Origin of the sequence: Dyella japonica, from assembly GCF_040545895.1 — a bacterium.
GTDB classification, from domain to species: domain Bacteria; phylum Pseudomonadota; class Gammaproteobacteria; order Xanthomonadales; family Rhodanobacteraceae; genus Dyella; species Dyella japonica_D.
The window spans coordinates 409757-436449 of the sequence record NZ_JBEPMU010000004.1 but is presented as its reverse complement, the minus strand read 5'-3'; the positions used below and the strand labels follow the sequence as shown (position 1 = coordinate 436449).

At 65.1% G+C, this 26693-nt stretch carries 26 protein-coding genes; 12 read left to right on the top strand and 14 right to left on the bottom strand.

Features of this window, described 5'->3' with window-relative positions:
- Positions 1-120 precede the first annotated feature (120 nt).
- Entirely contained in the window at positions 121-1494 is a 1374-nt protein-coding gene (locus tag ABIC75_RS15265) for a S41 family peptidase (RefSeq protein WP_354014734.1), read from the top strand.
- 1106 nt (positions 1495-2600) lie between these two features.
- Here ABIC75_RS15265 and ABIC75_RS15260 read toward each other — a convergent pair.
- From ABIC75_RS15260 to ABIC75_RS15240, 5 genes are all read right to left on the bottom strand, one after another.
- The gene (locus ABIC75_RS15260; protein ID WP_354014733.1) at positions 2601-3077 is read right to left on the bottom strand and encodes a cupin domain-containing protein; all 477 of its coding nucleotides are present in this window, start codon (positions 3075-3077) and stop codon (positions 2601-2603) included.
- Positions 3074-3835, bottom strand: coding sequence for a twin-arginine translocase subunit TatC (gene tatC, locus ABIC75_RS15255; protein WP_354014732.1), 762 nt, complete (start codon positions 3833-3835; stop codon positions 3074-3076). The genes ABIC75_RS15260 and tatC overlap by 4 nt, the downstream gene beginning before the upstream one ends.
- Positions 3822-4187 carry a Sec-independent protein translocase protein TatB gene (tatB, locus tag ABIC75_RS15250; RefSeq protein WP_354014731.1) on the bottom strand — a complete coding sequence of 122 codons (366 nt, stop codon included), beginning with the start codon at positions 4185-4187 and terminating at the stop codon, positions 3822-3824. The genes tatC and tatB overlap by 14 nt, the downstream gene beginning before the upstream one ends.
- Before the next feature lie 15 nt (positions 4188-4202).
- Positions 4203-4439, bottom strand: coding sequence for a twin-arginine translocase TatA/TatE family subunit (gene tatA, locus ABIC75_RS15245; protein WP_354014730.1), 237 nt, complete (start codon positions 4437-4439; stop codon positions 4203-4205).
- 66 nt (positions 4440-4505) lie between these two features.
- A complete protein-coding gene (locus ABIC75_RS15240) occupies positions 4506-5195 on the bottom strand; it encodes a lipid-binding SYLF domain-containing protein (RefSeq protein ID WP_354014729.1) in 690 nt (229 codons plus the stop codon).
- A gap of 107 nt (positions 5196-5302) precedes the next feature.
- Between ABIC75_RS15240 and hemH the strand changes: the two genes are divergently transcribed.
- The 4 genes from hemH to ABIC75_RS15220 all read left to right on the top strand — a co-directional run bounded on the left by hemH (position 5303) and on the right by ABIC75_RS15220 (position 10007).
- Positions 5303-6367 carry a ferrochelatase gene (gene hemH / locus ABIC75_RS15235; RefSeq protein WP_354014728.1) on the top strand — a complete coding sequence of 355 codons (1065 nt, stop codon included), beginning with the start codon at positions 5303-5305 and terminating at the stop codon, positions 6365-6367.
- A complete protein-coding gene (locus ABIC75_RS15230; protein ID WP_354014727.1) occupies positions 6364-7218 on the top strand; it encodes an alpha/beta fold hydrolase in 855 nt (284 codons plus the stop codon). The genes hemH and ABIC75_RS15230 overlap by 4 nt, the downstream gene beginning before the upstream one ends.
- 44 nt (positions 7219-7262) lie before the next feature.
- Entirely contained in the window at positions 7263-8060 is a 798-nt protein-coding gene (locus ABIC75_RS15225; RefSeq protein ID WP_354014726.1) for an AraC family transcriptional regulator, read from the top strand.
- A gap of 72 nt (positions 8061-8132) precedes the next feature.
- Positions 8133-10007: an aspartyl protease family protein gene (locus ABIC75_RS15220; protein WP_354014725.1), complete on the top strand. Its 1875-nt coding sequence runs from the start codon at positions 8133-8135 to the stop codon at positions 10005-10007.
- Between the two features lie 7 nt (positions 10008-10014).
- On the opposite strand, the gene ABIC75_RS15215 is transcribed toward ABIC75_RS15220, so the two are convergent.
- The 7 genes from ABIC75_RS15215 to ABIC75_RS15185 form a co-directional block, all read right to left on the bottom strand.
- Positions 10015-10512 carry a hypothetical protein gene (locus tag ABIC75_RS15215; protein ID WP_354014724.1) on the bottom strand — a complete coding sequence of 166 codons (498 nt, stop codon included), beginning with the start codon at positions 10510-10512 and terminating at the stop codon, positions 10015-10017.
- Between the two features lie 103 nt (positions 10513-10615).
- Positions 10616-12319: a dipeptidyl-peptidase 3 family protein gene (locus tag ABIC75_RS15210; protein ID WP_354014723.1), complete on the bottom strand. Its 1704-nt coding sequence runs from the start codon at positions 12317-12319 to the stop codon at positions 10616-10618.
- Positions 12320-12423: 104 nt separating this feature from the next.
- On the bottom strand, positions 12424-13626 hold the full coding sequence (locus tag ABIC75_RS15205) for an ABC transporter permease (RefSeq protein ID WP_436407935.1): 1203 nt from the start codon (positions 13624-13626) through the stop codon (positions 12424-12426).
- Between the two features lie 2 nt (positions 13627-13628).
- Positions 13629-14363 (bottom strand): ABC transporter ATP-binding protein, encoded by a 735-nt coding sequence (locus ABIC75_RS15200; RefSeq protein WP_354014721.1) that lies wholly within the window; start codon positions 14361-14363, stop codon positions 13629-13631.
- Complete coding sequence (locus ABIC75_RS15195) at positions 14360-15928, bottom strand: alpha/beta hydrolase (RefSeq protein WP_354014720.1); 1569 nt, start codon at positions 15926-15928, stop codon at positions 14360-14362. The genes ABIC75_RS15200 and ABIC75_RS15195 overlap by 4 nt, the downstream gene beginning before the upstream one ends.
- A 13-nt stretch (positions 15929-15941) precedes the next feature.
- Positions 15942-16175, bottom strand: a complete 234-nt coding sequence (locus ABIC75_RS15190; protein WP_354014719.1) for a helix-turn-helix transcriptional regulator — start codon at positions 16173-16175, stop codon at positions 15942-15944.
- Entirely contained in the window at positions 16172-16795 is a 624-nt protein-coding gene (locus ABIC75_RS15185; RefSeq protein WP_354014718.1) for a hypothetical protein, read from the bottom strand. Before ABIC75_RS15185 ends, ABIC75_RS15190 begins: the two co-directional genes overlap by 4 nt.
- 468 nt (positions 16796-17263) lie before the next feature.
- Between ABIC75_RS15185 and ABIC75_RS15180 the strand changes: the two genes are divergently transcribed.
- The 4 genes from ABIC75_RS15180 to ABIC75_RS15165 all read left to right on the top strand — a co-directional run bounded on the left by ABIC75_RS15180 (position 17264) and on the right by ABIC75_RS15165 (position 22551).
- Positions 17264-17815, top strand: a complete 552-nt coding sequence (locus ABIC75_RS15180) for a fimbrial protein (RefSeq protein ID WP_354014717.1) — start codon at positions 17264-17266, stop codon at positions 17813-17815.
- 76 nt (positions 17816-17891) lie between these two features.
- Positions 17892-18644: a fimbria/pilus periplasmic chaperone gene (locus ABIC75_RS15175; RefSeq protein WP_354014716.1), complete on the top strand. Its 753-nt coding sequence runs from the start codon at positions 17892-17894 to the stop codon at positions 18642-18644.
- 5 nt (positions 18645-18649) lie between these two features.
- Complete coding sequence (locus ABIC75_RS15170; protein ID WP_354014715.1) at positions 18650-21442, top strand: fimbria/pilus outer membrane usher protein; 2793 nt, start codon at positions 18650-18652, stop codon at positions 21440-21442.
- On the top strand, positions 21439-22551 hold the full coding sequence (locus tag ABIC75_RS15165) for a fimbrial protein (RefSeq protein ID WP_354014714.1): 1113 nt from the start codon (positions 21439-21441) through the stop codon (positions 22549-22551). The genes ABIC75_RS15170 and ABIC75_RS15165 overlap by 4 nt, the downstream gene beginning before the upstream one ends.
- Positions 22552-22561: 10 nt before the next feature.
- Here the strand turns inward: ABIC75_RS15165 and ABIC75_RS15160 are convergent, their stop codons facing one another.
- Both ABIC75_RS15160 and ABIC75_RS15155 read right to left on the bottom strand, forming a co-directional pair.
- Complete coding sequence (locus ABIC75_RS15160; RefSeq protein ID WP_354014713.1) at positions 22562-22894, bottom strand: hypothetical protein; 333 nt, start codon at positions 22892-22894, stop codon at positions 22562-22564.
- Positions 22895-23151: 257 nt separating this feature from the next.
- On the bottom strand, positions 23152-23895 hold the full coding sequence (locus tag ABIC75_RS15155) for an FAD-binding oxidoreductase (protein WP_354014712.1): 744 nt from the start codon (positions 23893-23895) through the stop codon (positions 23152-23154).
- A gap of 94 nt (positions 23896-23989) precedes the next feature.
- On the opposite strand from ABIC75_RS15155, the gene ABIC75_RS15150 reads away from it, so the two are divergent.
- The 3 genes from ABIC75_RS15150 (at position 23990) to rluF (ending at position 26516) form a co-directional block, all read left to right on the top strand.
- The gene (locus ABIC75_RS15150) at positions 23990-24943 is read left to right on the top strand and encodes an ABC transporter ATP-binding protein (protein ID WP_354014711.1); all 954 of its coding nucleotides are present in this window, start codon (positions 23990-23992) and stop codon (positions 24941-24943) included.
- Positions 24940-25713, top strand: a complete 774-nt coding sequence (locus ABIC75_RS15145) for an ABC transporter permease (protein WP_354014710.1) — start codon at positions 24940-24942, stop codon at positions 25711-25713. The genes ABIC75_RS15150 and ABIC75_RS15145 overlap by 4 nt, the downstream gene beginning before the upstream one ends.
- 83 nt (positions 25714-25796) lie before the next feature.
- Positions 25797-26516, top strand: coding sequence for a 23S rRNA pseudouridine(2604) synthase RluF (rluF, locus tag ABIC75_RS15140; protein ID WP_354014709.1), 720 nt, complete (start codon positions 25797-25799; stop codon positions 26514-26516).
- The last annotated feature ends 177 nt before the right edge of the window (positions 26517-26693 follow it).

The window sequence follows — 26693 nt, the reverse complement described above, 5'->3', positions numbered from 1 at the left end:
TGCGCAGCGTCGCAGGCTAACCTACGTATTGTGTTGAATTTCGGCGACATCCGGCGGTCAAAGCGGCAACGCGGCCCGCTGCCGGGCACGCCCCCACCGCTTCACCGGAGTCCCCCATCCATGCGGTTTTCCCCCTTGAGCCTGGCCGCCCTGCTGTTGGCGGCGCCGCTGGCACTGGCCCAGACCGCGCCAGCGCAGAGCAGTGGCGCCAAGAAGCCGGCCAGCACCGCGCCGGCCGCGGCCTCGTCCGTGCCCGACCGCGTGGACCTGGACGACGTGCGCAACTTCAGCCGCGTGTATGAAATCGTTCGCCAGGCGTACGTGGAGCCGGTGGACAACAAGACCATCATGAAGGCCGCCATCAGCGGCATGCTGAGCGGCCTGGATCCGCACAGCGAATACCTCGACAAGGACGGCCTGGCCGAACTCAACGAGGACACCACCGGCCAGTACGGCGGCCTCGGCATCGAAGTGCTGCAGGTGGACGGCACGCTGCGCATCGTGGCCCCCATCGACGACACGCCCGCCTCACGCGCCGGCATCAAGCCCGGCGACACCATCGTGAAGATCGACGGCAAGGTGGTGGACCCGGAGAACATCGACGACATGTTCAAGGCGTTGCGCGGCGACCCGGGCAGCAAAGTCACGCTCACCATCCTGCACGAGAAGAGCGACAAGCCCATCGACATGCCGCTGGTGCGCGAAAAGATCTCCGTCACCAGCGTGAAGACGCGCGAGATCGAGCCGGGCTACGCATACATCCGCGTCAGTCAGTTCCAGGACGATACCGCGCCGGATCTTGAGAAGAAGCTCGGCGAACTGATCCGCAAGAACGGTCCGCAGAAGGGCGCCATCCTCGACCTGCGTTCCAACCCGGGCGGCCTGCTCACCGCCGCCGTGGGCGTAAGCGACGACTTCCTCAACTCCGGCACCATCGTGACCACGCGCGGCCGCCTGCAGGATTCCAACCTCAGCTTCGAGGCCCACTCCGGCGACCTGCTTAATGGCGCACCGATGGTGGTGCTGGTGGACAACGGCACGGCCTCCGCGGCGGAGATCGTTTCCGGCGCGCTGAAGGACAACCACCGCGCCCTCATCATCGGCCGCCGCACCTTCGGCAAGGGCGTGGTGCAGACCGTGCTGCCACTGGACAACGACCACGCGGTGAAGATCACCACCGCGCGCTACTACACGCCCAACGGCACCTCGATCCAGGCTGAAGGCATCAAGCCGGACATTGCGCTGGCCGACCTCGCGGTGAACAAGACCGACAGCGCCGCCGTGCTGGTGAGCTCCGAAGCCGACCTGCCCAACCACCTCGCCAACGAAGACACCAAGGCGAGCAAGGACATCGACAACGACGGCAGCGCGGAGAACGCGAAGCTGGCGACGCAGGACTATGCGTTGTCGCAGGCGTTGAATGTGTTGAAGGGCTTGGCGCTCAATCGCGGGGCGTATGCGGCGCCGGTGCCGGCGGTGCCGACGAAGCACTGAGCGTTGGTTTCTTTGCGCCAGGTGATTTGAGGGGTTTCTTCGGATAGCTCGGCGTGACAGGCCACTTCGAGAAGCCGCCTATCTGGGCGGCTTTTTGTTTTGTCGCCCAGTTGTGGTGTCACCGCGATCGGGCTCGCCTGCCGCGGGCTTCCGAACCGCTGCCGCGGTCCGGGTCACTTTCTCTTGCTTGCCCAAGAGAAAGTAACCAAAGAGAAAGGCACCCCGGATGACGCGCCTTCCGTCCGTAGGACGGAAGGTTCGCGTGCGGGCTCCGGGGTTTTTCGACAGGACGTCCCTGTCCTGTCGAAAAACTGGCCGCATCCCTGCGGCCACCCTGCGGGCTTTCCTCCACCCGCCCGCCGCTGTCATACGGGGACCCCAAGAGCAGGAGCCAAAGCTCGCAGCAGTAGTGTTTTCGCGAGCACCCGCCCCTCATCCCGGCCTTCTCCCCGGCGGGGAGAAGGAGAAGTGGGGTGCGCGGAGAGGACGTAAGAGTGAAGCCAAAGCAAGAGCTGATGCGAAGCGAGGCTCCGCTTTAAGTCCTCTACGATTCGGGCGCGTTGCGCAGCGCTTGGAAGTACCCGCTGCGTGGCCTCCCATGGGTGTTCCGCCACAACCATCCTCAAGCGTGCGGGCTTATCCCAGCACGATGCTGCCGGCGTTGGCTCTCCAGGCCATTTTCTTTGGGTTACTTTTCTTTTGGGCCAGCAAAAGAAAAGTGACTCGAGCGGCGGCAGCCGATCGAAACGCCCGCCGCGTAGGCGGCAAGGTCACGGAAGCGCTGCAAAAGAACAGTCAGCGGTGTCGCGACAACCAACCAAGTGCAAAGTCACTGGATGACCAGCCTTCGGCTGTTGAAAAGCGCCTCCTGCCTCCGCAGGAATGACGAGCGGGAGGTCTTCGGCTGTTGAAAGGCGCCTCCTGCCCCCCCCCTTTGGGCTTCCCGGAAATGACAAGCTAAAAGCGACACTCATGCCCATCGTGAATCGTGAATCGTGATGCCGTGAGCCGCGAGCCGCGAGCCGTGAGCAAAAGCGAGGCTGCACATATCCCGCGCGCTCAGCGCCAATCCACCCACATCACATCAGCAACCGACCCACCAAAAATCAGAACCCAATCTCCGGCACCAACCCCGCCAAATGCGACGCCAACGGATCATCCTGCGCCAACAATTCAAACCCCTCGTACTCGAACGCCGGCGCCACGATGCACGTCGCCAGCGCATACCGCCCCAGGGGCCGCGCCGCCTGCCACGCACCGGCCGGCACCACCGTCATGGCCTGCGTATCGCCTTGCACAGGGCCCAGCGTGCAGCGATCCAGTCGATGCGTTTCCGGGTGATAGATCAGAAGCTCCAGCGGCTCGCCTTCCACGAAATGCCAGGCTTCCTCCGCATCCACGCGGTGCCAGCTGCTGCATTCGCCTGCTTCGAGCAGGTAGTGGATGGCGCTCATCGCGTGGCGAGCGCCGGCGTTGTCCGCACCCTTGGGCGGATGGAAGCGGCGGTAGTGGCCGCCCTCGACATGCGGCTGCAACTGCAGCGAGGTCTTCAGTTCCTCGATGCGGGCAGCCGGGTCGCTCACGCCGCCTGGTCCTTCGGATGCAGCAGCCAGCGCGCCGCCAGGATGCCAAGCTCGTAGAGCAGGCACATGGGAATGGCCAGCATGATCATCGAGGTGATGTCCGGCGGCGTGATGAAGGCGGCGATGGCGAACGCGCCCACCACGGCATAACGCCGGCCGCTGCGCAGTTGCTCCAGGCTCACCACGCCAATGGCCGCAAGGATGACTACCGCCACCGGCACCTCGAAGCACAGGCCGAAGGCGAAGAACATCAGCATCACGAAATCGAGGTAATGCGTGATGTCGGTCATCATCTCCACGCCCTGCGGCGTCACCGCCGTGAGGAAGCGGAAGGCTGCCGGCAACACCAGGAAGTAGGCGAACGCGCAGCCGAGATAGAACAAGAACAGCGCCGCCACCAGCAACGGGCGCGCGAGGCGTTTTTCATTGCGGTACAAGCCAGGGCTCACGAATGCCCACAGCTGGTAGACGATCATCGGCATGCTGATGAACAGCGCCGCGTAGAACGCCAGCTTCAGCGGTGTCACGAACGGGCTGGCCACTTCGGTGGCGATCAGGTGCGCGCCCTGCGGCAGGCGCGACACCAGCGGCGCCGCCAGTTCGGTGTACAGCCGGTTGGCGAACGGAACGAGCGCGCCCAGCACCACCAGCACCGTCACGATGGCGCGCAGCAGACGCGAGCGCAGCTCCATCAGGTGCGAGAACAGGCCCTGTTCGAGGTCGTCGGCCCCGGGGCCTTCCAGTTCAGGCGCCGCCATGGGGAACGTCCTTGGTCTCAGCGGTGGTGGCCGCGGTTTCGGGCGTCGGTTCCGCCACCGGCGGTGCCGGCGGGTTCGACGGCGCGCCACCCTGCGGGCGCATCTTGCGCAGTGTTTCGTCCAGCTCAGCCTGCGCGGCTTCGGCCTTGGAGGCGGCCTCGCGGGCCTGGCGGCGGATTTCTTCCACCTGCAGTTCGCGCTCCACTTCCGCCCGCACGCTGTCCCAGCCGGTGCGCACGCGGCGCATGAACACGCCGGCCGTGCGCGCGGCATGCGGCAGTTTTTCCGGGCCGAGTACGATCAGCGCGACAAGCGCGAGCAATACCAGCTTGCCGAAGCTGATCTCAATCATGACCCGCGAGCCGCCTTACTTGGGTTCGGTGGTGTCGTGCTGGTTCTGGTTCTGGGCGGGGCCCGCCGGCGGCGGATCGGCGCGCAGGCTCGGGCTCGGGTCGGCCGGCTTGGGGGGCTCTTCGCCGCCGTCCAGGCCTTTCTTGAAGTCGCGGACGGCGCCACCCAGGTCGCCTCCGATGTTGCGCAGTTTCTTGGTGCCGAAGATCAGCACGACGACGACCAGCAGGATAAGTAGATGGGTGATGCTCATTGAATCAGGCCTCGGAAATGTAAGCGGCGGAACGAAACCGTCACGCCGTCGCGCCGCCGCTCCACATCATCGCTGAGTGTACTCCTCAAGGCGATCCCTGAAATCGACCACCTGGGTCGGCACGTTGCCCACGCCGCCCTCGAAGATGCGGCGCGGGGTGATGCCCTTGCCGTAGATGGCCTCGTTGGCGTCGTAGTCGATGCGCAGGGCGGAGCCGTCCAGCGCCACGCCGGCGAACAGGCCACGCGAGCGGGAATAGGAGTAGATCTCGGCCTTGAAGTCGCTGTCGGTGGAGGCCTGGGCGGTGCGGCCCACCGGGCCGGCCGCCGCGGCGGCGTCCGCGCCGAGCGTGAATTTGCCGTTGACGATGCTGTCCACGCCGCGCTGGGTGCGGAACACCAGGATCACGTCGGTGGACGAGGCGCCGGCCTGGAAGCCCACGCTGCCGCCCGTCATGGTGATGAAGCTGGGGTTGGACCAGGTGCCGTCCGGACCCTTCACCGAGATCAGTCCCTCGCCGCGGCGACCGCCGAATACGAAGCCCACCTTGAGCAGGTCGGGAATCACCGCGATGGCCTTGGCTTCCTTGAGCAGGTCGGTCGGGATCGACTTGTCCGGTGCCTCCATGATCTCGTTCATCACGCGCACGGCGTTCTGGGCGCGCACCAGCGGCGGATCTTCGGCGTGCGCGGCCATCGCCGGCAGCAGCAGAACCAGAGAGGCGAGCAACAGACGGTGCAGCGATGTTTTGATCATGACGACTCCTTGAGCGGGTTTCGGTAAGGCTGCCTGCGGCGATCCTCGCCACGGCGCCTTTGACGGCTTGTGGCAGACTTGCGACGGTTTCATCCGTCAGAGCCACGATGCCACGCAGCCATGACTATACCGGCCTTGCCGGTACTTCCCGAGAGCTTCCCGTTCAGGCTGCAGTGCTGTTGGTGAACCTCGGCACACCGGAGGCGCCCACGGCCAAGGCGGTGCGCCCGTATCTGGCCGAGTTCCTGGGCGATCCACGCGTGATCGACTACCCGCGCTGGCTGTGGTGGCTGATCCTGCACGGCGTGATCCTGCGCGTGCGCCCTGCCCGTTCGGCGCATGCCTATCAGCGCATCTGGACGCCCGAAGGCTCGCCGTTGCGCGTGGGCAGCGAGGCATTGGCGGCGCGATTGCAGGAGAAGCTGTCGGAGGCATGTAGTGAACCGGTGCGTGTGGCTTTGGCGATGCGTTATGGCCAACCCTCGGTGCAGTCGCAGATCGCGCGGCTGCAGCGCGAAGGCGTGCGTCGCCTGTTAGTACTGCCGCTGTATCCACAATATTCCGCCACCTCCACCGGCTCGGTGATCGATGCCGTGGCCGACGCCATGCAATCGCTGCGCTGGCCGCCGGAATTGCGCCTGATCAACGACTATCACGACGATCCCGCACACATCGACGCACTCGCCCGCAGCATCGAGCACCACTGGGCAGCGCACGGCCGTGGAGAGAAGCTGCTGCTTTCCTTCCACGGCATTCCCGAACGCTATGTGCGCGAAGGCGATCCGTATTTCGACCAGTGCCAGGCCACCACGCACGCCTTGCGCCAGCGGCTGGGTCTCGACGAGTCGCAACTGCTGGTGAGTTTCCAGTCGCGCGTGGGTCGCGAATCGTGGCTGCATCCGTATACCGACGCCACCGTGCGCGAACTGGCCGCCAGCGGCGTGAAGACGCTCGACGTGGCCTGTCCCGGCTTCGCCGTGGATTGCCTGGAAACGCTGGAAGAAATCGCCATGCAGAACAGCGACTTCTTCCGCGAAGCGGGAGGCAGCGAGCTGCGCTACATCCCCGCGCTCAACGACACGCCCGACCAGGTCGACAGCGTGGCCGCGCTGGTGATGCGGCACGCGGGCGGCTGGAAAGAATTCGCACCACGCGGCGACGCCACGCCGTGAGCGCGCCGGTCGAACGCGAGGTACGGCTGCCGCACCTGCGCCTCACCGCGCAGGTGTGGGGTGAGGAACAGGCGCCGCCGCTGCTGGCCCTGCACGGCTGGCTCGACAATGGCGGAAGCTACGCACGCCTGGCGCCGCTGTTGGCCGAACGCTGGCAGGTGATCGCGCTGGAATTGCCGGGCCACGGCCATTCCGACCACCTGCCGCCCGGCATGCAATACCACTTCGTCGATTACGTGCGCTCGGTGCTGGGCGCCATCGATGCGCTGGGACTCGCGCGTTTCCACCTGATGGGGCATTCGCTGGGCGCGGGCATCGCTGCCATGGTGGCTGCCGCCAAGCCCGAGCGCATCGATCGGTTGCTGCTGATCGAAGGCCTCGGTCCCATCGCCGACGATGGCCATCACACGCTGCGCCAGTTCCGCGATGCGATGGCCAGCGAAGCCACGGGGCGCTCGCTGCGCGCGTTTCCCTCGATCGACATGGCCATCAGCGCACGCACCATGGCCAGCGGCCTGCCTGCCGAGCAGGCGCGCCCCATCGTGGAGCGCGGCCTGCACAAGAGCGAGCACGGCTGGTACTGGCGCAGCGACGCGCGGGTCAATCGTCCGTCGTCGATCCGATTGGCGGAAGAACAAGTGCGCGCGATCCTGCGCGGCATCGCATCGCCGACCGCCCTGCTGCTCGCCCGGCCCGACACGCCTTACTTGCCCGGCGCACGCATGCAGGCGCGCGCGGACTGCGTGGGCGACATCGCCGTGACGCACATGGATGGCGGTCACCATCTGCACCTGGAACACCCGGATGCCGTCGCGGCCTGGGCGAACGCGCATCTGGACGCCCGAGCCTGACCGACGGCACATGCCTCACCACGGCAGCGGCCTAGACTGCTCCCATGCAGCATCTTCAGCGCACCAACTACGGCCAGCCCGAGCAATTGCGCCAACTGGGCGGCCTGCAGGTTTCAGCAACGCCGTATGCGGGCGGCAGTGCGCTGCCGTGGCATGAACACGACGAGCCCTATCTTTGCCTGGTCGCCGCGGGCGGCTACACGCAGCAATCGGATGGTGACGAGATCGCATGCCGGCCGGGCCTGCTGCTCACCCATCCGCAAGGCCATCGGCACGCGAACCGGTTCGGGCCGGAAGGTGCGCGCTGCATCAGCATCTTCCTTGCGGACATGGCGAGCGATGGCGTGTCGCGCCTGCTCGGCGAACATCGCCAGCTGCGATTGCCCGACGCCGACCGCCTGCTTGCCCGCATCGTGCGCGAATTACGCGCCACCGACGATGCCGCTGCGCTTGCCTTGCAATCGGCGGTGCTGGAACTGGTGGCGCTCGCCTGCCGCGCCAACGAAGATCGATGCCCGGCATGGCTGCCACGCGTGCTCGACCGGCTGCACGGCGATCCGCTCGCCACGCCGTCATTGCAGGAACTGGCCGCGCTCGCGGGCGTGCATCCCTCGCATCTCGCGCGCGGCTTCCAGCGCGCCAAGGGCGCCTCGGTGGGCGAATACCAGCGCGGCCTGCGCATTGCGCTTGCGTGCAAGTCGCTGGCCGAGGAACACCGTTCCATCGCCGATGTTGCCGTCATGGCGGGCTTCAACGACCAGAGCCATTTCGCGCGCGTGTTCCGCCGCATCACGGGAGAGACGCCCCGTGACTATCGGCACCGCCTGCAACGCGCGTGCTGATATGCCGCACGCGTCCTAGACCGGATACGCCATCGCACCGACCATGGGCGCAACCGATCAAGGAACGTCCCCATGCCACACTCCGTCCGCCCCCTGCTTGGCCTGCTGCTCGCCGGTGCGATGAGCCAGGCGCTGGCCGCCTCGACCGATGACAGCACCACATTGTTGGAGAGCATGCGCCAGGCCTACGGCGGCGCTCGCTGGCATGAGGTCGCCGCGCTGCGGGTTTCAGGACAAGAGAGCAGCGACGGACTCACCGGTCCCTGGCAGGCCACGGTGGACTTGCGCAACGGCCAATACGCCACGCGCATGCGCAACGATGTCTTCGCCACGGCCGAGGGCATCGACGCCAACGGCCAGTGGCGCGAAGACGTGACGGGCATGATCCATCCGCTGGATTCGGACGAAGCACGCACGGCAGCCGCCACCGCGAGCTGGTTGCGGCGCTTCGGTTTTCTCGATGCGCACGCGCCCGTGACGTACCGCCGACTCCCCGACGCACAGGACAACGGCCGCACCTATCAACGCCTCGAAGCCACGCCGAGGGATGGCCGCGTGGTGACGCTGTGGATCGACCCCACCACGCATCGTGTGGACCGTGCGATCTACGCCACCTCGTTCCTCATCGCCACCGAACGCTACGGCGACTACCGCACGGTGGATGGCTTGCAGTTGCCGTTCCGCATCAGCAGTTCGCGCGCCAACCTCGCCGGCAATGCCGATGGCGAGAGCGTGGACACGGTCGAGCACTATCAGTTGCTTGGCAGCGCACCCAAGGGCGAGCTGCAACGCCCCGACGGCAAGGTGCACGACGTGACCATGGCCAACGGCGCCCGCGACGCGGTGACGTCGATGCATCTGGAAGGCGGCATCCTGCTCGTCGACGTCAGCATCGATGGACGTCCGCCCATGCCTTTCATCCTCGATACCGGCGGGCACGCCATCCTCACCACCGATGCGGCCAAGCAGATGGGCTTCCAGACGCAGGGACAGGGCGTGAGCGGCGGTTCGGGCTCCGGCACCATGAGCACGTCGTACACCAAGGTGCACGACACCGCGCTGGGCAACGCGCACGTGCGTGATCTCACCTTTACCGTGCTGCCCTATCCCTTCAGCTTCTATGAGCGCGGCAACGACACCCCGATCGCGGGCATTCTCGGCCTGGAGATGTTCGAACGCTTCGCCATCACGTTCGACTATGACCACAAGCAACTGCACCTGCAGCCCTACGACATCGGCGATGCGCCTGCGGCGATGAAGGGCGACGCGGTGACGCTGCGCTTCACCGACGACATGCCGCTGGTGCAGGCACAACTGGATGGCCACACCGGCATGTTCGGCATCGATACCGGCAACGCCGGCTACGTGCTCACCTTCCCGCAATGGGCCGGACGCAACGGCATTGCGGCGCGCTATGAAGCCGGCCTGCCGATTCCCACCGGCGGCGTGGGCGGCCTTTTCACCGCGCATGTTGCCCATGCCAAAGAGCTCACGCTGGGAACGCAGCGCATGGACAACGTCGCCGCGATGCTCACGCGCACCGATGCCGGCGCCACCGGCAACCCCAGCGAAGCGGGCAACATCGGGCAGGACGTGCTGGCGCGCTTCAACGTGCACTTTGACTACCGGCGCCAGCAGATGGTGCTGATGCCGCGCAACCCCGTGCCCGTGTGGCACTACGGCATGGCCGGCTTCCGCGCCGAAAAGACCCAGGAGCATCCCGACCGCTTCAACGTGATCAACGTGATGCCGGGCAGCCCCGCACAGCAGGCCGGGTTGAAACAGGGTGACGCCATCGTGTCTGCCGATGGAAAACCATCAGGCGAGCTGAGCTTTGGCGCGTTGCGCGAGTTGAGCATGCATCTGCCGGAGGGCGCACCATTGACGCTGAAACTGGCCGACGGGCGCGAGCTCACCATGACGATGCGCGACCTCGCGCCCCGCTAACCCACGGTTATTGCGTGCGGCCGCCGTCGGTCATCGCATTCGTGCGGAATACGGTGTAGAAGCGCAGGTCCGTCGTGTCTGCGGGTGCGTCGACATGCGGGGCTGACGACCCGTGCGGCAGCGCGCGCAATCGCGAAGCCAGGTCTCGCTTGTCGATGGCCTGTATCGCGACGGACTGGCAATCCTGCATTGCGCCCGATGCGAGCGACACGATGCGGTTGCCCGAAAGCATGGGTTGCGCGCAGCTCTCGTTGGTAGTGACCAACCACACGTCCTTGTGGGAACCATCGACCGTGTAGAAGGCCACGCGATGATCGCCCAGCGAATCCACGCTGGTGATCCGGGCCGTGTCGGGAATGCCGGCCACCGCATGGCCGGCTGCTTTCACATAGGCCTCACGCTCGGCTGCCTGCGTGTCCTTGTTTGCGCCGGCCACGGCGACGCTTGCACCGACGAGCAGTGCCACCGAGGCCAAGCCCTGCATCCAACCCTTGCCCATCGTCATGGCAACGCTCCCTGCGAAAGTGGTCAGTCGTTCCTTTCTACGACCGGCACTGCGCAGGTTCAACCGGCGGCGCATGAAGTTTTCTTCATGCGCCCCTTTTCTCTCAGGGCTTGGACAAACCCAACACATCCAGCCCCTGCTCGAAGGTGACGTCCACCGGAATCTTCGCCTCGTCCAGGCGCTTGAGGTCGCCGGCCAGCGTGGCGTCGACATTGCCCATGGTGTCGGTGAGTTTCTTGGCCGCGTCGTAGTCGCCGTCGCCCTGGATGGTGAGCAGCTTGGCCGAGAGTGCATTCATCGCCGCCGTCATCTTGTCGAAGTCGACGCGATAGCGGCCGGTGGCGGCGTCGCGCGTGAAGGCGCCCTGCTGCTGGAAGAAGTTGAAGCGCACCATGTTCGCCTTCGCATGCGCGTCACTGGCGCCGAACCGCACCGAGCGCAGGATGCCGGCGAGGAAGGTGACGTAGTTGTCCATCAGCTTGGCCTTGTCCAGCTCGCCCTTGTCCGCGAGCTTGGTGACCATGTAGAGGCCGAGGATGTCGGCCTTGCCTTCCTCGAAGCTCGACGCCTGATCCTTCAGCGCCGTGCGCACCATGCCCTTGTCGTTGAGCGTGTTCTTGATGCCCAGGCCATGCGCCACTTCGTGGAACATGGTGTTTTCGAAGAACGCATCGAAGGTGAGGTGCGACTGCTGATCGTCGGCGATCAGTTCCTTCGCGATGGGCAGCATGATCTTGTCGAACTTCGCCTGCATCACGTTTTCCAGCTGCAGGCGGCGCGTGCCCTTCTTCAGCTGCACTTCCTCGTCATTGGGAAGATTGATGGCGATGGTCTTGGCGCCGACGTTGGCGTCGCCCGCGTAGTACACGGCGAAATAGGCGTTGAGGTCGGCATCGGAGCCCGGCTTCTCGGCCTTGTACTTGTCCTGCACCGGCAGCTCGCGCTGCAGCTCCGGCAGGTACTTGGCGAAGCGCGCGAGCTTGGCGCTCCACGCCTGGTCCTTCACCAGCACGTAGCTTTCGTAGCTGGCCTTGTAGCCGAACAGTTGGTCTTCGTAGGTTTCGATGGGGCCGATCACGATGTCGACCGGGTTGTTCTTCATCGACATCCACGCGAAGTCGCTGGGCTGATAGTCGTCGCTCAGCAAGGCGTCGGCGCGCTTCTTCAGGTAGCCGGCGAAATCCTTGTCGGCCGACAGCTCCGCCGCCTGGCGCAACAAGCTGGCCGCGCGCTGCAGATCGGCCTGGTACGCCTGGTGGTAAGGCACCACCACCAACTGGTTCTGCGCGTCACGACGCAACAGCGTGTACAGGCCTGCCTTGTCCTTGAGGTCCGACTTGTCGAATTCGTCCTTGGTCATGTCGGCCGGATAGAACTGCGCACCCAGCGGACGCGGACCCACGCCGGCGACGAACGGCTGGTCGTTGTCCAGGCGATCCCACGGCCCGTAGTTGATCTCGGCGAAACGGCGCGTGACCTCGTCGGGAATGCGCGCCATCAACGCGGCCTTGTCGCCCCACGACTGCTGCCAGTAGATGTCGTTGGTGACGTCGGCTGCCTGGATCAGCAACGCGATCATCTGCTTCTGCTTGTCGTCGAAGCCGGAGAGGTCGGCGGTGAGTTTTACCGAGGCGTAGTTGGCCATGCGCTGTGCGGCGATGTCGGCATCGGTGGACGGCGGCGGCACCACGGGCGCAGTGCTCGCGGGCGCCGGAGCGGAAGACGCAGCGGCAGGCGCGTTGTTGTCGTGCGAGCTGCAGCCGGCCAGGATGGCGATGAGACTCAAGGCAAGCAGGTGGCGGCGCATGGGCTTTCTCGATGAGAGGAAAGCCCAATGGTAGCGCGAGACCTACTCGGCGATGCCTCTCCCGGTCATCATTCCGGCGCAGGCCGGAATGACGAGCATCCGTCTCACCCCGAAATCGCCAACCGCTCGGACTGATACAAGCGCGCCGTCACCAGCACTCCAAGCACCGACGCAGCCAGGCTACCGATCAGACACAAGCCAAGTTGCTCGGCCGTTACGCCATCGCCGCGCAGCAATTGCATGATGCCCAGGTGCTGGCCCAGCAGCGGCACCGCATACATCCATCCCTGCGCCTTGATCGGCATGGTGGAGAGCAGGATGCTCGGCAGGATCGGCACGAACATCAGCAGCGACACATACATCTGCGCTTCGCGATAACTCTTGGCGAACGCGGCCACCATCGACTGCAACGCCGCCAGCAGCACGATCAGCGGCAGCATCAGCAGCAATACCTGTCCACTGAACCGAAGGCCGAGGTCGAGCTCCATGCCCAGTTTTTCCGTGGGAACGAAACGCCCCACCACACCGAAGGCCACCAGGCTGATCAGCAGGCTCGCCGCCGAAAACGTGCAGATCGCCGCGAGCTTGCCGGCCAGGATCTTCCAGCGCGGCACCGGGTTGGCGAACAGCGGTTCCAGCGACTGGCGTTCGCGTTCGCCCGCGGTAAGGTCGATCGCCAGATACATGCCGCCCATGAACACGGTGAGCACGAAGAAGTAAGGCAGGATCGAAAACACCAGTGCAGCGCGCGCCTGCGCCGTGGCCTGGTCGCGCTTGGCGGCCACCACCGGCCATGCCGTGCTTGGCGACAAGCCGCGCGACACCAGGCGCATCGCGCCCTGTTGGCGCGCGTAGGTTTCCACCACGTTCGACAGGCGTTCCACCGATGCATTGGCATCGCGTTGCGAGGAGTCGTAGATCAGCTCCACCTGCACCGCTTCGCCCTTGCGCCACGCGGTGGCGTAGTCAGGCGAGATGCGCAGCACCACATCGGCATCCTGCTTGCGCACGGCCAGCTCGGGATTGGCAATGGCCGGCCGCGGCACGATGCCTTCGGCCTTCAATGCGTTGATGAGGTTGGGTGCGTATTCGGCGCCGCTCACCGGCACGGGCAACGGGTTCTCGGCCTTGTCGAGCTGCCGGTTGAGCGTGATGTTGAGCAGCATCACCATGATGATGGGCCCCAGCAACGGGCCGGTGAGGAAGGCACTGGTGATGGTGCGCCGGTCGCGCAGGTTCTCGCGCACTTCCTTCAGGAAGACCGTGGCGAAGGCGCGGGTACGTGCGATGGGCGTGACGGTTTTCATGTTCATGCGGCCAGGCCCTCTTCGCTGCCGATGATCTTCACGAAGGCGTCCTCGAGGTTGGCTTCGCCCGTTTGTTCGCGCAGTGCGGCCGGCGATTCATCAGCCACCACGCGTCCGTTGGCGATCACCACGACGCGGTCGCACAGCGCGCCCACCTCCTGCATGATGTGGCTGGAAAACAGCACGCAGCGCCCCTCGTTTTTCAGGTGTTGCATGAACTGGCGCAGTGCGCGCGTGGCCATCACGTCGAGGCCGTTGGTGGGCTCGTCGAGAATGACGTTGCGCGGATCGTGGATGAGCGCGCGGGCAATCGCCGTCTTCACGCGCTGGCCCTGCGAAAAACCTTCGGTGCGGCGGTCGGCAAAACCGACCATGTCCAGCGCGTTCACCAGGGCCTCGCGGCGATTGGCCATCAGGTCTTCCGGCAGGCCGTGCAGGCGGGCGAAGTAGTCGATGTTCTCGCGTGCGGTGAGGCGCTTGTACAGGCCGCGCGCATCGGGCAGCACGCCCAGTTCGCGGCGCACAGCCAGTGCGTCCTGCGCAGCATCGATGCCATCCACGATTACCTGGCCACGGTCGGGTGTCATCAGCGTGTAGAGCATGCGCAGCGTGGTGGTCTTGCCGGCGCCGTTGGGGCCGAGCAGGCCGGTGATCTCGCCGTCGCGTGCCTTGAAGCTGACGCCGTCCACCGCCTTTACAGCGCCAAACGCCTTGTGCAAATCCTTTACCTCGATCATGGCGTCGCTCCATTGAAATCGATGAACGTCGGCGTCGGCTGGATGCGCTCCAGACAGCTCGCATCCAGCGCTTTCGGGTTGAGGTCTTCGATGAAGTGCTTCACCAGCTGCGGCGCGCAACCGGTGTTGATCACGTTGTGGCCCTGGCCGGTGAGCACGAGGTGGCGCGCGTTGGCCAGGTTCTTCGCCACCTGGTCGCCATAGCGCGGCGGCGTGACGGGATCGAACTGACCGGAGAACAACAGCACCGGCACATCGGTTTTCAGCGGCTCATGGAAGTTCGCCGGACGCGTGCCCTTGGGCCACACGGAGCAGGTGTTGCGCAGCGTGTCGACCATGCGCGTGCCGAGGATGGTGCGGGCGTCTTCCTCGCGCGGGGTCAGCAGGTCGGCGTCTTCGCTGCAGATCACGGCGAGCTGCATGCCGCCGTTCATGGTGTCGGACAAGTCGCCGGAAAGCAGCTTGGCCTGGCCCAGCAGCGGACCGACATCGCCATGCGCCGCCGCATCGATGGACAGCGGCAAGAGCGCAGCGGTGAGCGGCGAGTACGCGAACATGCGCACCACGCTGGCCAAGGAGTATTCGCTCAAGGTGCGCTGCACGCTCTGGTAGTTCTGCGGATCGCGGAAGCTCACCTTGTGCGGATTGGCGCGCAATGCATCGCGCAACTGGTAGAGCGTCTGATAGGGATCGTTGAAGCGCTTGCGGCAGGCCTCGGCGGCGGAGCATTGCGCGAACTGCGCCTTCAGTGCGTCATCGAGGTTGCGCGCGAAGTCTTCGCCCAGCACCAGCTCGTTGGGCACCACGCCGTCGAGCACGAGACTGCGCACGGCCTTGGGATAGTGCATCGCGTACTGCTGCGCCATGCGCGTGCCGTAGGACACGCCCACCAGATCGAACGTGGGCGAACCGAGCGCCTTGCGCACGTCCTCCAGATCCTGCGCGGCGATGGTGGTGGTGTAGTAGCGCGGATCGGCCTTGCTTTCGATCTGCTTGAGGCAGCGTTCGGTTTCCTGCTTCTGCCGTTCGGGGCTGGCATCGATGTCTTCGGAACCGCCTTCCGTGCCTTCGCCTTCGTCCTTGCAGGTGAGCGGGTTGGAGCCGCCGGTGCCGCGCTGGTCGAGCAGCAGCACGTGGCGGTGCTGGGTCAACGGCTGCAAGGCCGTCGATACGCCCGGCCACGATTCGGTGGCCGCCTGGCCAGGGCCGCCTGCCAGCATCACCAGCATGTCCTTGCTGGCCACCTGCGCGCTGCTGCGGATCACCGCCAGCTTGAGGTGGATCTTGCGGCTGCTGGGATCGTCGCGGTTCTCCGCCACCTCGAACGGCGCACACCACGCGGCCGTGGACAACCCGCTGTTGGGTTGGCCCAGTTCGCACGGCGTCAGCGTGAGCGAGCCCAGCGTCCAGGTCTGCGGTTTGGCGGGTGCTGAGGTCGGTGCGCGCGCTGCGGTACCCGCGTCGGCCACGGTGTTCGCCTGTTGATGGAAGTGCTTCCAGCCCAGCACGGACAGCGCGATGACCACGATGCCGATGCGAAAGGCGGTTCGGCCTTGGATTGCCATGGGTGTTTTCCCCTCACTCCATTGGATGTCGCGAAACCATCGGCGTCGCCGCCTGCGGTTCCGGTTCGAAGATCGATTCGATGGAAAGACCGAACAGCCGCGCGATCTTGAATGCCAGTGGCAGGCTGGGATCGTACTTGCCTGTCTCGATGGCGTTCACCGTCTGGCGCGAGACGTCCAGACGCTCGGCCAGGTCGGCTTGCGACCAGCCACGATCGGCGCGCAGTTCACGGACGCGGTTGATCATTCGTTGCGGGCACAGCTGATCAGAAGGCAGCGGGTGACGCCGTAGGTGATGCAGATGGCGGGATACACCATGAGCAGCACAAGCGAGGCGTCCAGCACGATCAGCTTGGCCGCGCTGAGAAAACCCAGCGCCAGGCTCGCCACGCTCACCAGCGACACACCGATGGCGAGCGCCTCCAGGTGCTGCCGGCGCTCCAGCTCGTCGCTGGCCAGCACGTAGCGGATGGAGGCCCAGATGACCCAGACGATGGGCAGCATGGGCGACAGCACGATCGCCGCCTTCAGCCCGCCCGGCGGCATGCCCTTCTGCAGGGGCCACACATACAGCATGACCACCACGTACAGCAGCATGGCCGGCATGAACTCGCGCACGTAGCGACGGTCGGCGGCTCGGCTGCGCTCGCGCATCAGCACGCGCCCGCTGTGCGCCAGCAAGGGCAGTCCCGCGGCGAACATCGCCAGGCCCAGCAGGCGCAGGCCAGGACCGCCGGTGAACATCAGCCAGAAGCCGGCGGTCAGCCACGCATAAAGAAGGGCAACCGCGAGCCACCGCCCCCAGGCGGGCCAGCCGGTCATGGGCGCGATGCGCCCTGCCATACCCCACCAACCCGGCGCGCTCACGGCGCACCGCCTTTCGCTGCCACGCGTTCCATGCCGCCTCCCCGCCACATGTCAAGCCAACTTGACACAAGGCTAGGCCGACCGCCCAGGCGTGTCAAGCGTGCTTTACATCGGGGCGGTATATCGACCTGCCTGACGAAAAACTTAAGGCCCCAGGGAGCGGGTCGCGCCAAAAAATGTGACCCAATTTGCACATTGAGCTGCCCTCCGCGTCCGATGTGACCCGGCAGGACTCACAAAATTCGTCACTTGCATTTAACAACTACATCTCACTTTTGCCGTCTCAAGCGGTTTTAGCCGGTTCCTTGGGGTTGGCACGGGGGTTGCTTTGAGGGCCGTAAGCGACCTGGAAGACGACCCGCAGGGTACGGACCAGAAGCCTAAGCAAGCGCTGCGGGGGGCACCTGCCCAAGGTCCGGAAGCGCGTCAAAAACGATGTATCCACCAAACGTTCAAAAGGACATGGGTATGAAGAAGCTTCTCCTCTCCGCCGTGCTCGTCGCCTCGCTGGGCGCCGTCTCCGTGGCCAACGCCGCCAGCACCGGCACCATCACCATCAATGGCTCGGTCGTGGCCTCCACCTGCAGCGTGCTCGTCAACGGCGCCGCCAGCCCGACCATCACGCTGAACCCGATGATCAACACCATGCTGCCGGCCGGCGCGTCGGGCGGCTGGACCGCCGTGACGATGGCCGTCACCAACTGCGCCGCCATCACGGGCTGGTCCAAGGTATACCCGTACTTCTCGGGCGCCGGCATCGACTCCACCAACGGCTACCTGCTGAACACCGCCGCCACGCCGAGCAACGTCGAAATCGCCCTGTCGAACACGCAGGCCATCGGCGGCGCGCTGACGCTGAACGGCGCTTCCGGTTCGCAGGGTGCCGGCAACATGAACCTCTCGGGCGCCGGTTCCAACGGCAGCTTCACCTACTACGCCGGCTACGTCGCTCCGGCCGGCACCGGCGCCACCGTCGGTGGCGTGACCTCGACGGTGCAGTACGCGCTGAACTACCAGTAATCACTGGTCGCCGTTGCATCGCTGCGGCCGGAACACCGGCCGCAGCATTCCTCACCCGCCTCTTTCCGAGAATTCCATGAACAGCACGATCCGTGCCCTCTCCGGGGCGCTGCTGGCCACTGCGTGCGCTTTCGCCGGCACCAGCCATGCCACCGTCGTCATCACGGGAACCCGCGTGGTCTTTCCGGCCAAGGCCGGCGAGGTGACGGTGCGCATGTCCAACCAGAACACGACGCCCGCGCTGATCGAATCCTGGGTCGACGCCGGCGACGAGCAGTCCACGCCGGACAAGGTCAACACGCCGTTCCTGATCACGCCGCCGCTGTTCCGCATGGAACCGAACCGCGACCAGAGCCTGCGCATCCTGTTCACGCACAGCGATCAGCCGCTGCCGAGCGATCGCGAGTCGCTGTTCTTCCTCAATGTGCTCGAAGTCCCGCCGAAGCCGAACGCGCTCCAGGTGCAGGACAAGAATTATCTGCAGTTTGCGATCCGCTCGCGGCTGAAGCTGTTCTATCGCCCCGATGGCCTGCCGGGCGATCCGCTCAAGGCGCCGTCGCAGCTCACCTTCAAGGCCGGCAGCAACGGCGCCAACGCCGAGCTGGTGGTGCACAACCCCACGCCCTACTACGTCACGGTCAGCCATGTCACGGTGACGGTGGCCGGCGCCGAGCACAAGGTCGACACCGGCATGGTGGCGCCGCTCTCCGATCTGCATCTGGCCATCACCGATCTCAATCAGAAGCCTGCCACCGGCAGCGTGATCGATTACGCCTGCATCAATGACTTCGGCGCCGACGTGGTGCTGAAGGGCAGCGTCGCGCAATGACAACCATGCACGCCACCCAGCGCAATGCACGCTGGCCCGTGGCGTGCTCACGCGTACTGCTGTGCTCGGCGATTGCGTCGGTGCTGGTCGGCTGGGCTGGCGTGGCCGCGGCGATGCCGGCGACCGGGGCCGATCCTGCGGCCTCGGCCTCGCCTTCGGGCGCTGATCCCAGCGCCAGTGGCGGCTACGCGGATTTCGATCGCTCCCTGCTTTCCGGTGCCGGCCAGAACACCACCGACCTGTCGCGCTTCGAGCACGGCAACCCGGTGTTGCCCGGCACCTATAACGCCGACGTGTATCTCAACAATGCGTGGGTGGGCCGTCGCGACATCCGCTTCGTCGCACCCGATGCCAGCAGCAACGCCACCGCCTGCGTGGATCGCAAGCTGCTCGACCAGATGGGCCTGCATCCCGCCGACCTGACGCATGAAGTGACCGCGCAGCTGACCGATCCCTCGGCCTGCGTGAGTTTCAACAGCATCATTCCCGGCGCCACGACGAGCTTCGACATGACGCAGCTGCGTCTGGACGCGAGCGTTCCGCAGGCCTACCTGGGCCAGGTCGCTCGCGGCTACGTGAGCCCGGAGTACTGGGATGCCGGCGTGCCGGCCGCGTTGCTGAACTACAACTTCAACGCGTATCACAGCAGCAGCGCGGGCGTGAGCCAGTCCACCGCCTACCTCGGCGTGAATGCGGGCCTCAACGTGGGCTCCTGGCATCTGCGCGAGCAGGGCACGATGAACTGGGTTTCCGGCGTGGCCGGCACGCCGTCGCGCACGCACTGGCAGAACATCCAGACCTACGTGCAGCGCGACATCGCCTCGATGCGCGCGCTGCTGACCATCGGCGACAGCTACACCGACGGCGCTGTGTTCGACAGCTACGGCATTCGCGGCGTGCAGCTGGGCACGGATGACCGCATGCTGCCGCAGTCCATGCAGGGCTATGCCCCGGTGGTGCGCGGCGTGGCGCAGACCAATGCCCGCGTAAGCGTGCGCCAGAACGGCGTGGAGATTTACCAGGCCACGGTGTCGCCGGGCCCGTTCTCCATCAACGACCTGTATCCCACCGGTTACGGCGGCAACCTCGATGTGACGGTGACCGAAGCCGACGGCCGCGTGAATACCTTCGTGGTGCCGTACGCCTCGGTCGCGCAGTTGCTGCGCCCGGGCATCACGCGCTTCGACATCGCCGCCGGCGAGTTGCGCGACAACGCCGTGAAAGATCATCCGGCCGTGGTGCAGGGCACGATCCAGCACGGCTTCAACAACCTGCTCACCGGCTACGCCGGCATCGTGGGTTCGCAGGGTTATGGTGCCGTGCTGGTGGGTGGCGCCATCGATACGCGCTTCGGCGCACTGGCGCTGGACATCACGCACGCCAATGCACACATCCCGGGCTATTCGACGCAGTCGGGCGAAAGCTACCGGGTGACGTACAGCAAGATCATCCCGTCGACGCAGACCACCTTGTCGGTGGCGGCGTATCGCTATTCCACCGGCGGCTTCCTCACGCTGTCGCAGGCCGAGCTCGCGCGCCAGTACGCCCGCGAGGGCATCGCGGCCTTCGACTATGTGCCGCCGCAGATCGTGCAGACCATCGACGGCGTGCCGGTGCAGAGCGTGCTCACGCCAGCCCAGCAGGCGGCGCTGTCCGGTTCGTCGTTCGCCACCAATCCCATCGTGTCGGCCACCGGCGTGCTGCGCCAGCGCAGCAACTTCACACTGTCGCTGAGCCAGCAGCTGGGCAAGAACGGCGGTTCGATCTACACCAACGTGGCCGCCAGCGACTACTGGAACCACAACGGCCGCAACACGCAGTTCCAGCTCGGCTACAACAACCATTTCCGCCAGGTGACCTACAACATCTCGGCGACGCGTTCGGTGACGCCGCTGGGCCGCTACGACAACCAATACTTCCTGTCATTCAACATCCCGCTGGGCAGCGGCGCGCACGCGCCGAACATGACGCTCAACCTCTCGCACGACCAGGTGACGGGCGCGCAGGAACAGGCCGCGATCAACGGCACGCTGGGCGACCACGATCAATACAACTACGGCGTCTCCGCCTCGCACGGCGACAGCAGCGGCAACGCCGGCAGCGTGTTCGGCGGCTATCGCAGCCCTTATGCGGTGATCAACGCCAGCTATGGCGACGGCAGCGGCTATTCGCAGGCGTCGTTGAGCGTGTCCGGCTCCGTGGTGGCGCATCCGGGCGGCGTCACGCTGGGCCAGCCGATCGGCGACACGGTGGGCATCGTCTACGTGCCGGGTGCCGCGGGCGCCGCGGTGAACGGTGGCGCCGGCGTGCGCATCGATCGCTTCGGTTATGCGGTGCTGCCGTTCCTGGCGCCTTATACGCTGAACTCGGTCGAGATCGACCCGAAGGGCCTGCCGCTGGACGTGCAGCTCGATTCCACCAGCACGCAGGTGGCGCCTTATGCCGGCGCGGTGGTGATGATGAAATTCAAGACGCAGACCGGCCGCAGCGTGATCTTCCGTGCACGCATGCCGGACGGCAGTGCACCGCCGTTCGGTGCCGAAATCATCAACCCGAAGGGTGTGGCGCTCGGCGTGATCGGCCAGGGTGGGCTGATCCTGGCGCGCGGCGTGGAGCAGTCCGGCGTGCTGGTGGCGCGCTGGCAGGACGATGGCGGCAGCGACCGCACCTGCTCTTTCTCTTATGACCTGCCGGCGAAGGCCAAGACCAAGACGTCCGACGCCAAGTTCGAGCAGGTCAACGTTACCTGCAAGCCCGACAGCACGACCGTTGCGCAAGTCGCCGAGGCAGCCCAATGATGCAGTTCGCTTCTTCCCGCCGTCGCTCGCTGCGCCTGGCCGCGCTGTTGCTGGTGGTGCTGTGCGGATTCATCGGCGTGACGCCAACCGCCATGGCGGCGGCCAATCCATCGTGCACCGGCGGCCCGTCAGGCACCATCACGTTGCCCAGCGTCACCGTGCCCTCCAACACGGCCGTGGGCACGTTGTTGGGCAACGCGGTCAGCGTCACGGCCACGTTCAACTGCACCGGCGTACCCAGCGTCAGCGCTACCAACGGCGGCACGAATTCGGCCGGCATCCAGGTGTTCAATCTGTTGCCGAGCCAGCTGTATCCCGCGCAGGCGCCTCCGGCCAGCAGCACCAATATCACCTCGCTCACATACGCCACCAACGTGCCGGGTATCGGCATCCAGGTCAGCATCAGCCCGGGCATGAGCGGCTACGACGTCACGCCCGGCGACCAGCAGGCCAATGCGTACATGGTCGGCCACGTGGCCGCGCCGAGCGGCAGCATGTCGGTGACGTACACCGCCCAGCTCATCGTGATCAACAACAATGGCGGCCAGGTGAGCTACGGCACCATTTCGAACAGCACGGCGCTGCTCAATTACTACTGGTATGTGCGAGGCTGCCAATCGGTGAGCGGCGGCTGCAACGGCAAGCAGGTCAGCACCTCACTCGGCACGACGCTGTCGCTCAGCAGCGGCACTGTCATCGCGGCGCCCACCTGCTCCATCAATGCCGGTTCGGCCGCCCAGGTGATCACCCTGCCCGCTATTTCGACCGCGACGCTTGCTGCCAAGGGCAGCGTGTCGGGCCTCACGGCATTCTCCATCGGACTGACCTGCCAGACCGGCGTGAATGCGACGATCGCATGGACCAGCGCGCAATCCACCACGACTGCCGGCCTGATGAGCTCCACGGGTTCGGCCAACAATGTCGGCGTGCAGTTGCTGGATCAGGACCAGGACCCCGTGGCATGGGGTACCGCCACGACGGTGACCGGCGCGTCGGCCGGCGGCGTGGTGACGCTTCCCTACTATGCGCAGTACTACCGCAGTGGCAACGGCAACGTCTCGGTCGGCACCGTCTCGTCCAAGGCCACGTTCACGGTGAACTACCAGTAACGGGGCAGCGTTATTCGTAGGTGCGTACGGTGAGCTTGGTATCGGCGGTGCCCGCGTAACCGGCGTAGTAGTTGAGCAGACGATCCTGCGTGCTCAATGCGGACTCAAGCGAAACCACGTCCTGTCGATACATCACAGTGTGGGCAGGCTGACCATCCGGTCCGATGCCGCAGCCACCGGTCGTATGACCCGGCCCCACCTGCACGCTTTCCATGCTGCAGGTAGGCGCGACGATGGCGCCCACGAATGTGATCGTTCCTGACGTACTGGCACGAGTCACCGGCGCGGCCAGCGATACGGCGACAACGCAACCCATCCAGGTCTTGCGAATCCAGCCCTTCATAAACGCCCCTTCCCGCATCCCCTTTTTGGGGATACCTGTTGGGATCTATCGGCGTGGGCCCCTTGCCCTTGATATCCAAAACCCGGGCAGGTCTTCACAGCGTGAACTGCGTCACGTTTTTGGCGGGTGTCGGGAAGACGACCCGCAGAATGGCGGTTGGGAAGTGGCGTGCTGCGCCGGGGCTGATCCGGTTAGCGGCCGGTCTCAGCCGAACTTGAGCGTCTTGTTGGGCAACGGTTTAGGAACGGTTGCGCGATTCAACGTGAGGAAACGTACTTCTCGCGACGGATGTGCATCACCGGGAGGCCGAAATCCTTCAGGGCGGTAAAGGCCGCATCGACCATGTTCGGGTTGCCGCACAGATAGGCGATGTCCCGCTCGGCGCTGGGCGCCAGCTCGGCCAGCACGTTCTGCACGTGGCCTTGTCGGTCATTCGGGCGCGGCACCTCGCGCGGCTGGCGGCTCAGGCAGCCATGGAAGGTGAACCCGGGGTTGGCCTGGGCGAAGGCCTCGAATTCCTCGCCGTACAGCAGCTCGGTCTCGTTGCGCGCACCGTAAAGCAGCACGACTTCGCGCCCCTGCTTCACCAGTTCGGCGATCTGCGGAAGCATGGCGCGATACGGCGTGACGCCCGTGCCGGTGGCCAGCAGCAGGTAGCGGGCGTTGGCGTCGTTGGCCTGCAGGCAGAAGCGTCCGTACGGGCCGCTGGCGTTGATTTCGCCGCCGATGGGCAGTTCGCCCAGCAATTTGGTGGCGGCCCCGCCTTCCACATAGCTCACGGCAATTTCAATGCGTTGCACCGGCGAGGAGCCGTCGCCCACCGTGCCCACCGAATAGCTGCGCTTGGTGGCGGTGCCGTCCTCGTAGTGAAAGTGAATCTGCAGGAATTGGCCCGGCGTGAAGGCCAGGGGCTGGCCGTCAGCGCGCTCGAACGCCATGTGCCGTACGGTGGGCGCCAGCATGGTGCTGTCGACGAGACGAAGCTGAAAATGGTCGGCCATGGGTCTTCCGGGGGAAACAGTGAGATCGCCGCCCCTGGACGGAGCGCGTGTGCAAGCCACGTATAATAGAAGGCTGGCCCATTCGGTGCAGCCCATGTCCCCCTCTTCAACACCCGCGCTGGTCGTCGAAAACCTGCGCAAGACCTATAGCAATGGCGTCGAAGCCCTCAAAGGCATCAGTCTCACGGTCCAGCCCGGCGATTTCTTCGCCCTGCTCGGCCCCAACGGCGCCGGCAAATCCACCCTCATCGGCATTCTTTCCTCGCTGGTCAACGCCAGCAGCGGCGATGCGCAGGTATTCGGCGTATCGGTGAACAAGCAGCGTGGCAAGGCCATGCAGCTGATCGGCCTGGTGCCGCAGGAAATCAACTTCAACCAGTTCGAGAAGCCCTTCGACATCTGCGTGAACGAGGCCGGCTTCTACGGCATCCCGCGCAAGGTCGCGATGGAGCGCGCCGAGAAATACCTCAAGGAATTGCGCCTGTGGGACAAGGCGCATCACCAGGCGCGCATGCTCTCCGGCGGCATGAAGCGTCGCCTGATGATCGCCCGCGCGATGATGAACGAGCCCAAGCTGCTCATCCTCGACGAGCCCACCGCGGGCGTGGACATCGAGATCCGCCGCTCGATGTGGCAGTTCGTCAGCGGCATCAACGCCGCCGGCACCACGGTGATCCTCACCACGCATTACCTGGAAGAAGCGGAAACGCTCTGCCGCAACATCGCCATCATCGACCACGGCACCATCATCGAGAACACCTCGATGAAGCGCCTGCTGGCCTCGCTCGACGTGGAAACCTTCGTGCTCGACGTGAACAACGCGCCCGGTGACCTGCCTACCATCGACGGCATCACACTGCGCCGCATGGACGATCACACGCTCGAAGCGGAAATGTCCCGCTCGCACGATCTCAACTCGCTGTTCGCCGGCCTGTCCGCGCGCGGCGTGACCGTGACGTCGATGCGCAACAAGACCAATCGCCTGGAAGAACTGTTCGTGCGACTCGTCGAGAACGGCCGAAAGGACAACACGGAGAAGGCCGCATGAACGGCACGGGCAACCTCGTTGCACTCAACACCATCGTCCGCCGCGAAATCGTGCGCATCATGCGCATCTGGACGCAGACGCTGATTCCGCCCGCCATCACGATGACCTTGTACTTCGTGATCTTCGGCAAGCTGATCGGCAGCCGCATCGGCCAGATGCATGGCTTCACGTACATGCAGTACATCGTGCCCGGCCTGGTCATGATGAGCATCATCACCAATAGCTACGGCAACATCTCCAGCTCGTTCTTCGGCGCCAAGTTCAGCCGCGCCGTGGAGGAAATGCTGGTGTCGCCGATGCCCAACTGGGTGATCCTGTTGGGCTACGTCACCGGCGCGGTCACGCGCGGCCTCGTGGTGGGCGCGCTGGTGCTGCTGATCGCGCTGTTCTTCACCGACCTGCACGTGGCCCATCCGCTCATCACCTTCCTGTCGGTGCTGTTGGGTGCCACGGTGTTTTCGCTGGCCGGCTTCGTCAATGCGGTGTTCGCCAAGAAATTCGACGACATCGCGCTGGTGCCCACCTTCGTACTCACCCCGCTCACCTATCTCGGCGGCGTGTTCTATTCGGTCGACCTGCTCGGCGAACCGTGGCGCAGCATCTCGATGGTCAATCCCATCCTGTACATGGTGAACGCGTTCCGCTTCGGCGTGCTCGGCGTGAGCGACGTGCAGATCGGCGTGGCCTTCGCGGTGATGCTGGTATTCGTGGTGGGCCTCACCGCCGTGGCGCTGCATCTGCTCAAGCGCGGCGTGGGCCTGCGTTCGTAACAGCAGAAGCGAGTGGAAAGAGGTGAGAAGTGAGATAACCGCTCCCTCTCACTTCCCACTCCTCTTAACTCACTCCTGATCCCATGCGCGTCAACAAATACATCAGCGAAGCCGGCATCTGCTCCCGCCGCGAGGCGGACGAGCTGCTGCTGGCCGGTCGCGTCACCATTAACGGCGAAGTCGTTACCACCGGCGCCAAGGCGCTGGAGGGCGACGAAGTGCGCGTGGACGGCGAGATCGTCAAGGCACGCATCCTGGCCGCCACACCGGCAGCCAAGCGCGCCGTGTACATCGCGTTGAACAAGCCGGTGGGCATCACCTGCACCACCGACCAGACGGTGAAGGACAACATCGTCGATTTCGTCGACCACCAGGAACGCATCTTCCCCATCGGCCGCCTGGACAAGGATTCGGAAGGCCTGATCCTGCTCACCAGCAACGGCGACATCGTCAACGAGATCCTGCGCGCGGAAAACAACCACGAGAAGGAATACCTGGTGGCGGTGAACAAGCCCGTCACCGACGAATTCCTCAAGGGCATGGCGCGCGGCGTACGCATCCACGGCCAGATGACCAAGCCATGCAAAGTGCGCAAGATTGCCAAGTTCGGCTTCGGCATCATTCTCACGCAGGGCTTGAACCGGCAGATCCGTTTGATGGCGGCTGAGTTTGGTTATCGCGTGACGCAGTTGCGGCGCGTGCGTGTGATCAATGTGAAGCTGGGGCATTTGAAGGTGGGGCAGTGGCGCAACCTGACCGATGTTGAATTGAAGGGGTTGTTGCCGGGGCGCACGCAGTGGTGAGTGGTTTGTTTGCGCTCACCTTTTGAGGTGAGGGATGGCTGCTCGCGGTAGCGTTTCTATTTTTCGTTGTTGCAAATGCAGGGCGCGCTAAGCGCTTAAATATCGCCGTTGCTTTTTTAGCTCGTCATCCCGGCGAAGGCCGGAGGCGCTTTTCAACAGCCGAATGGCTGGTCATCC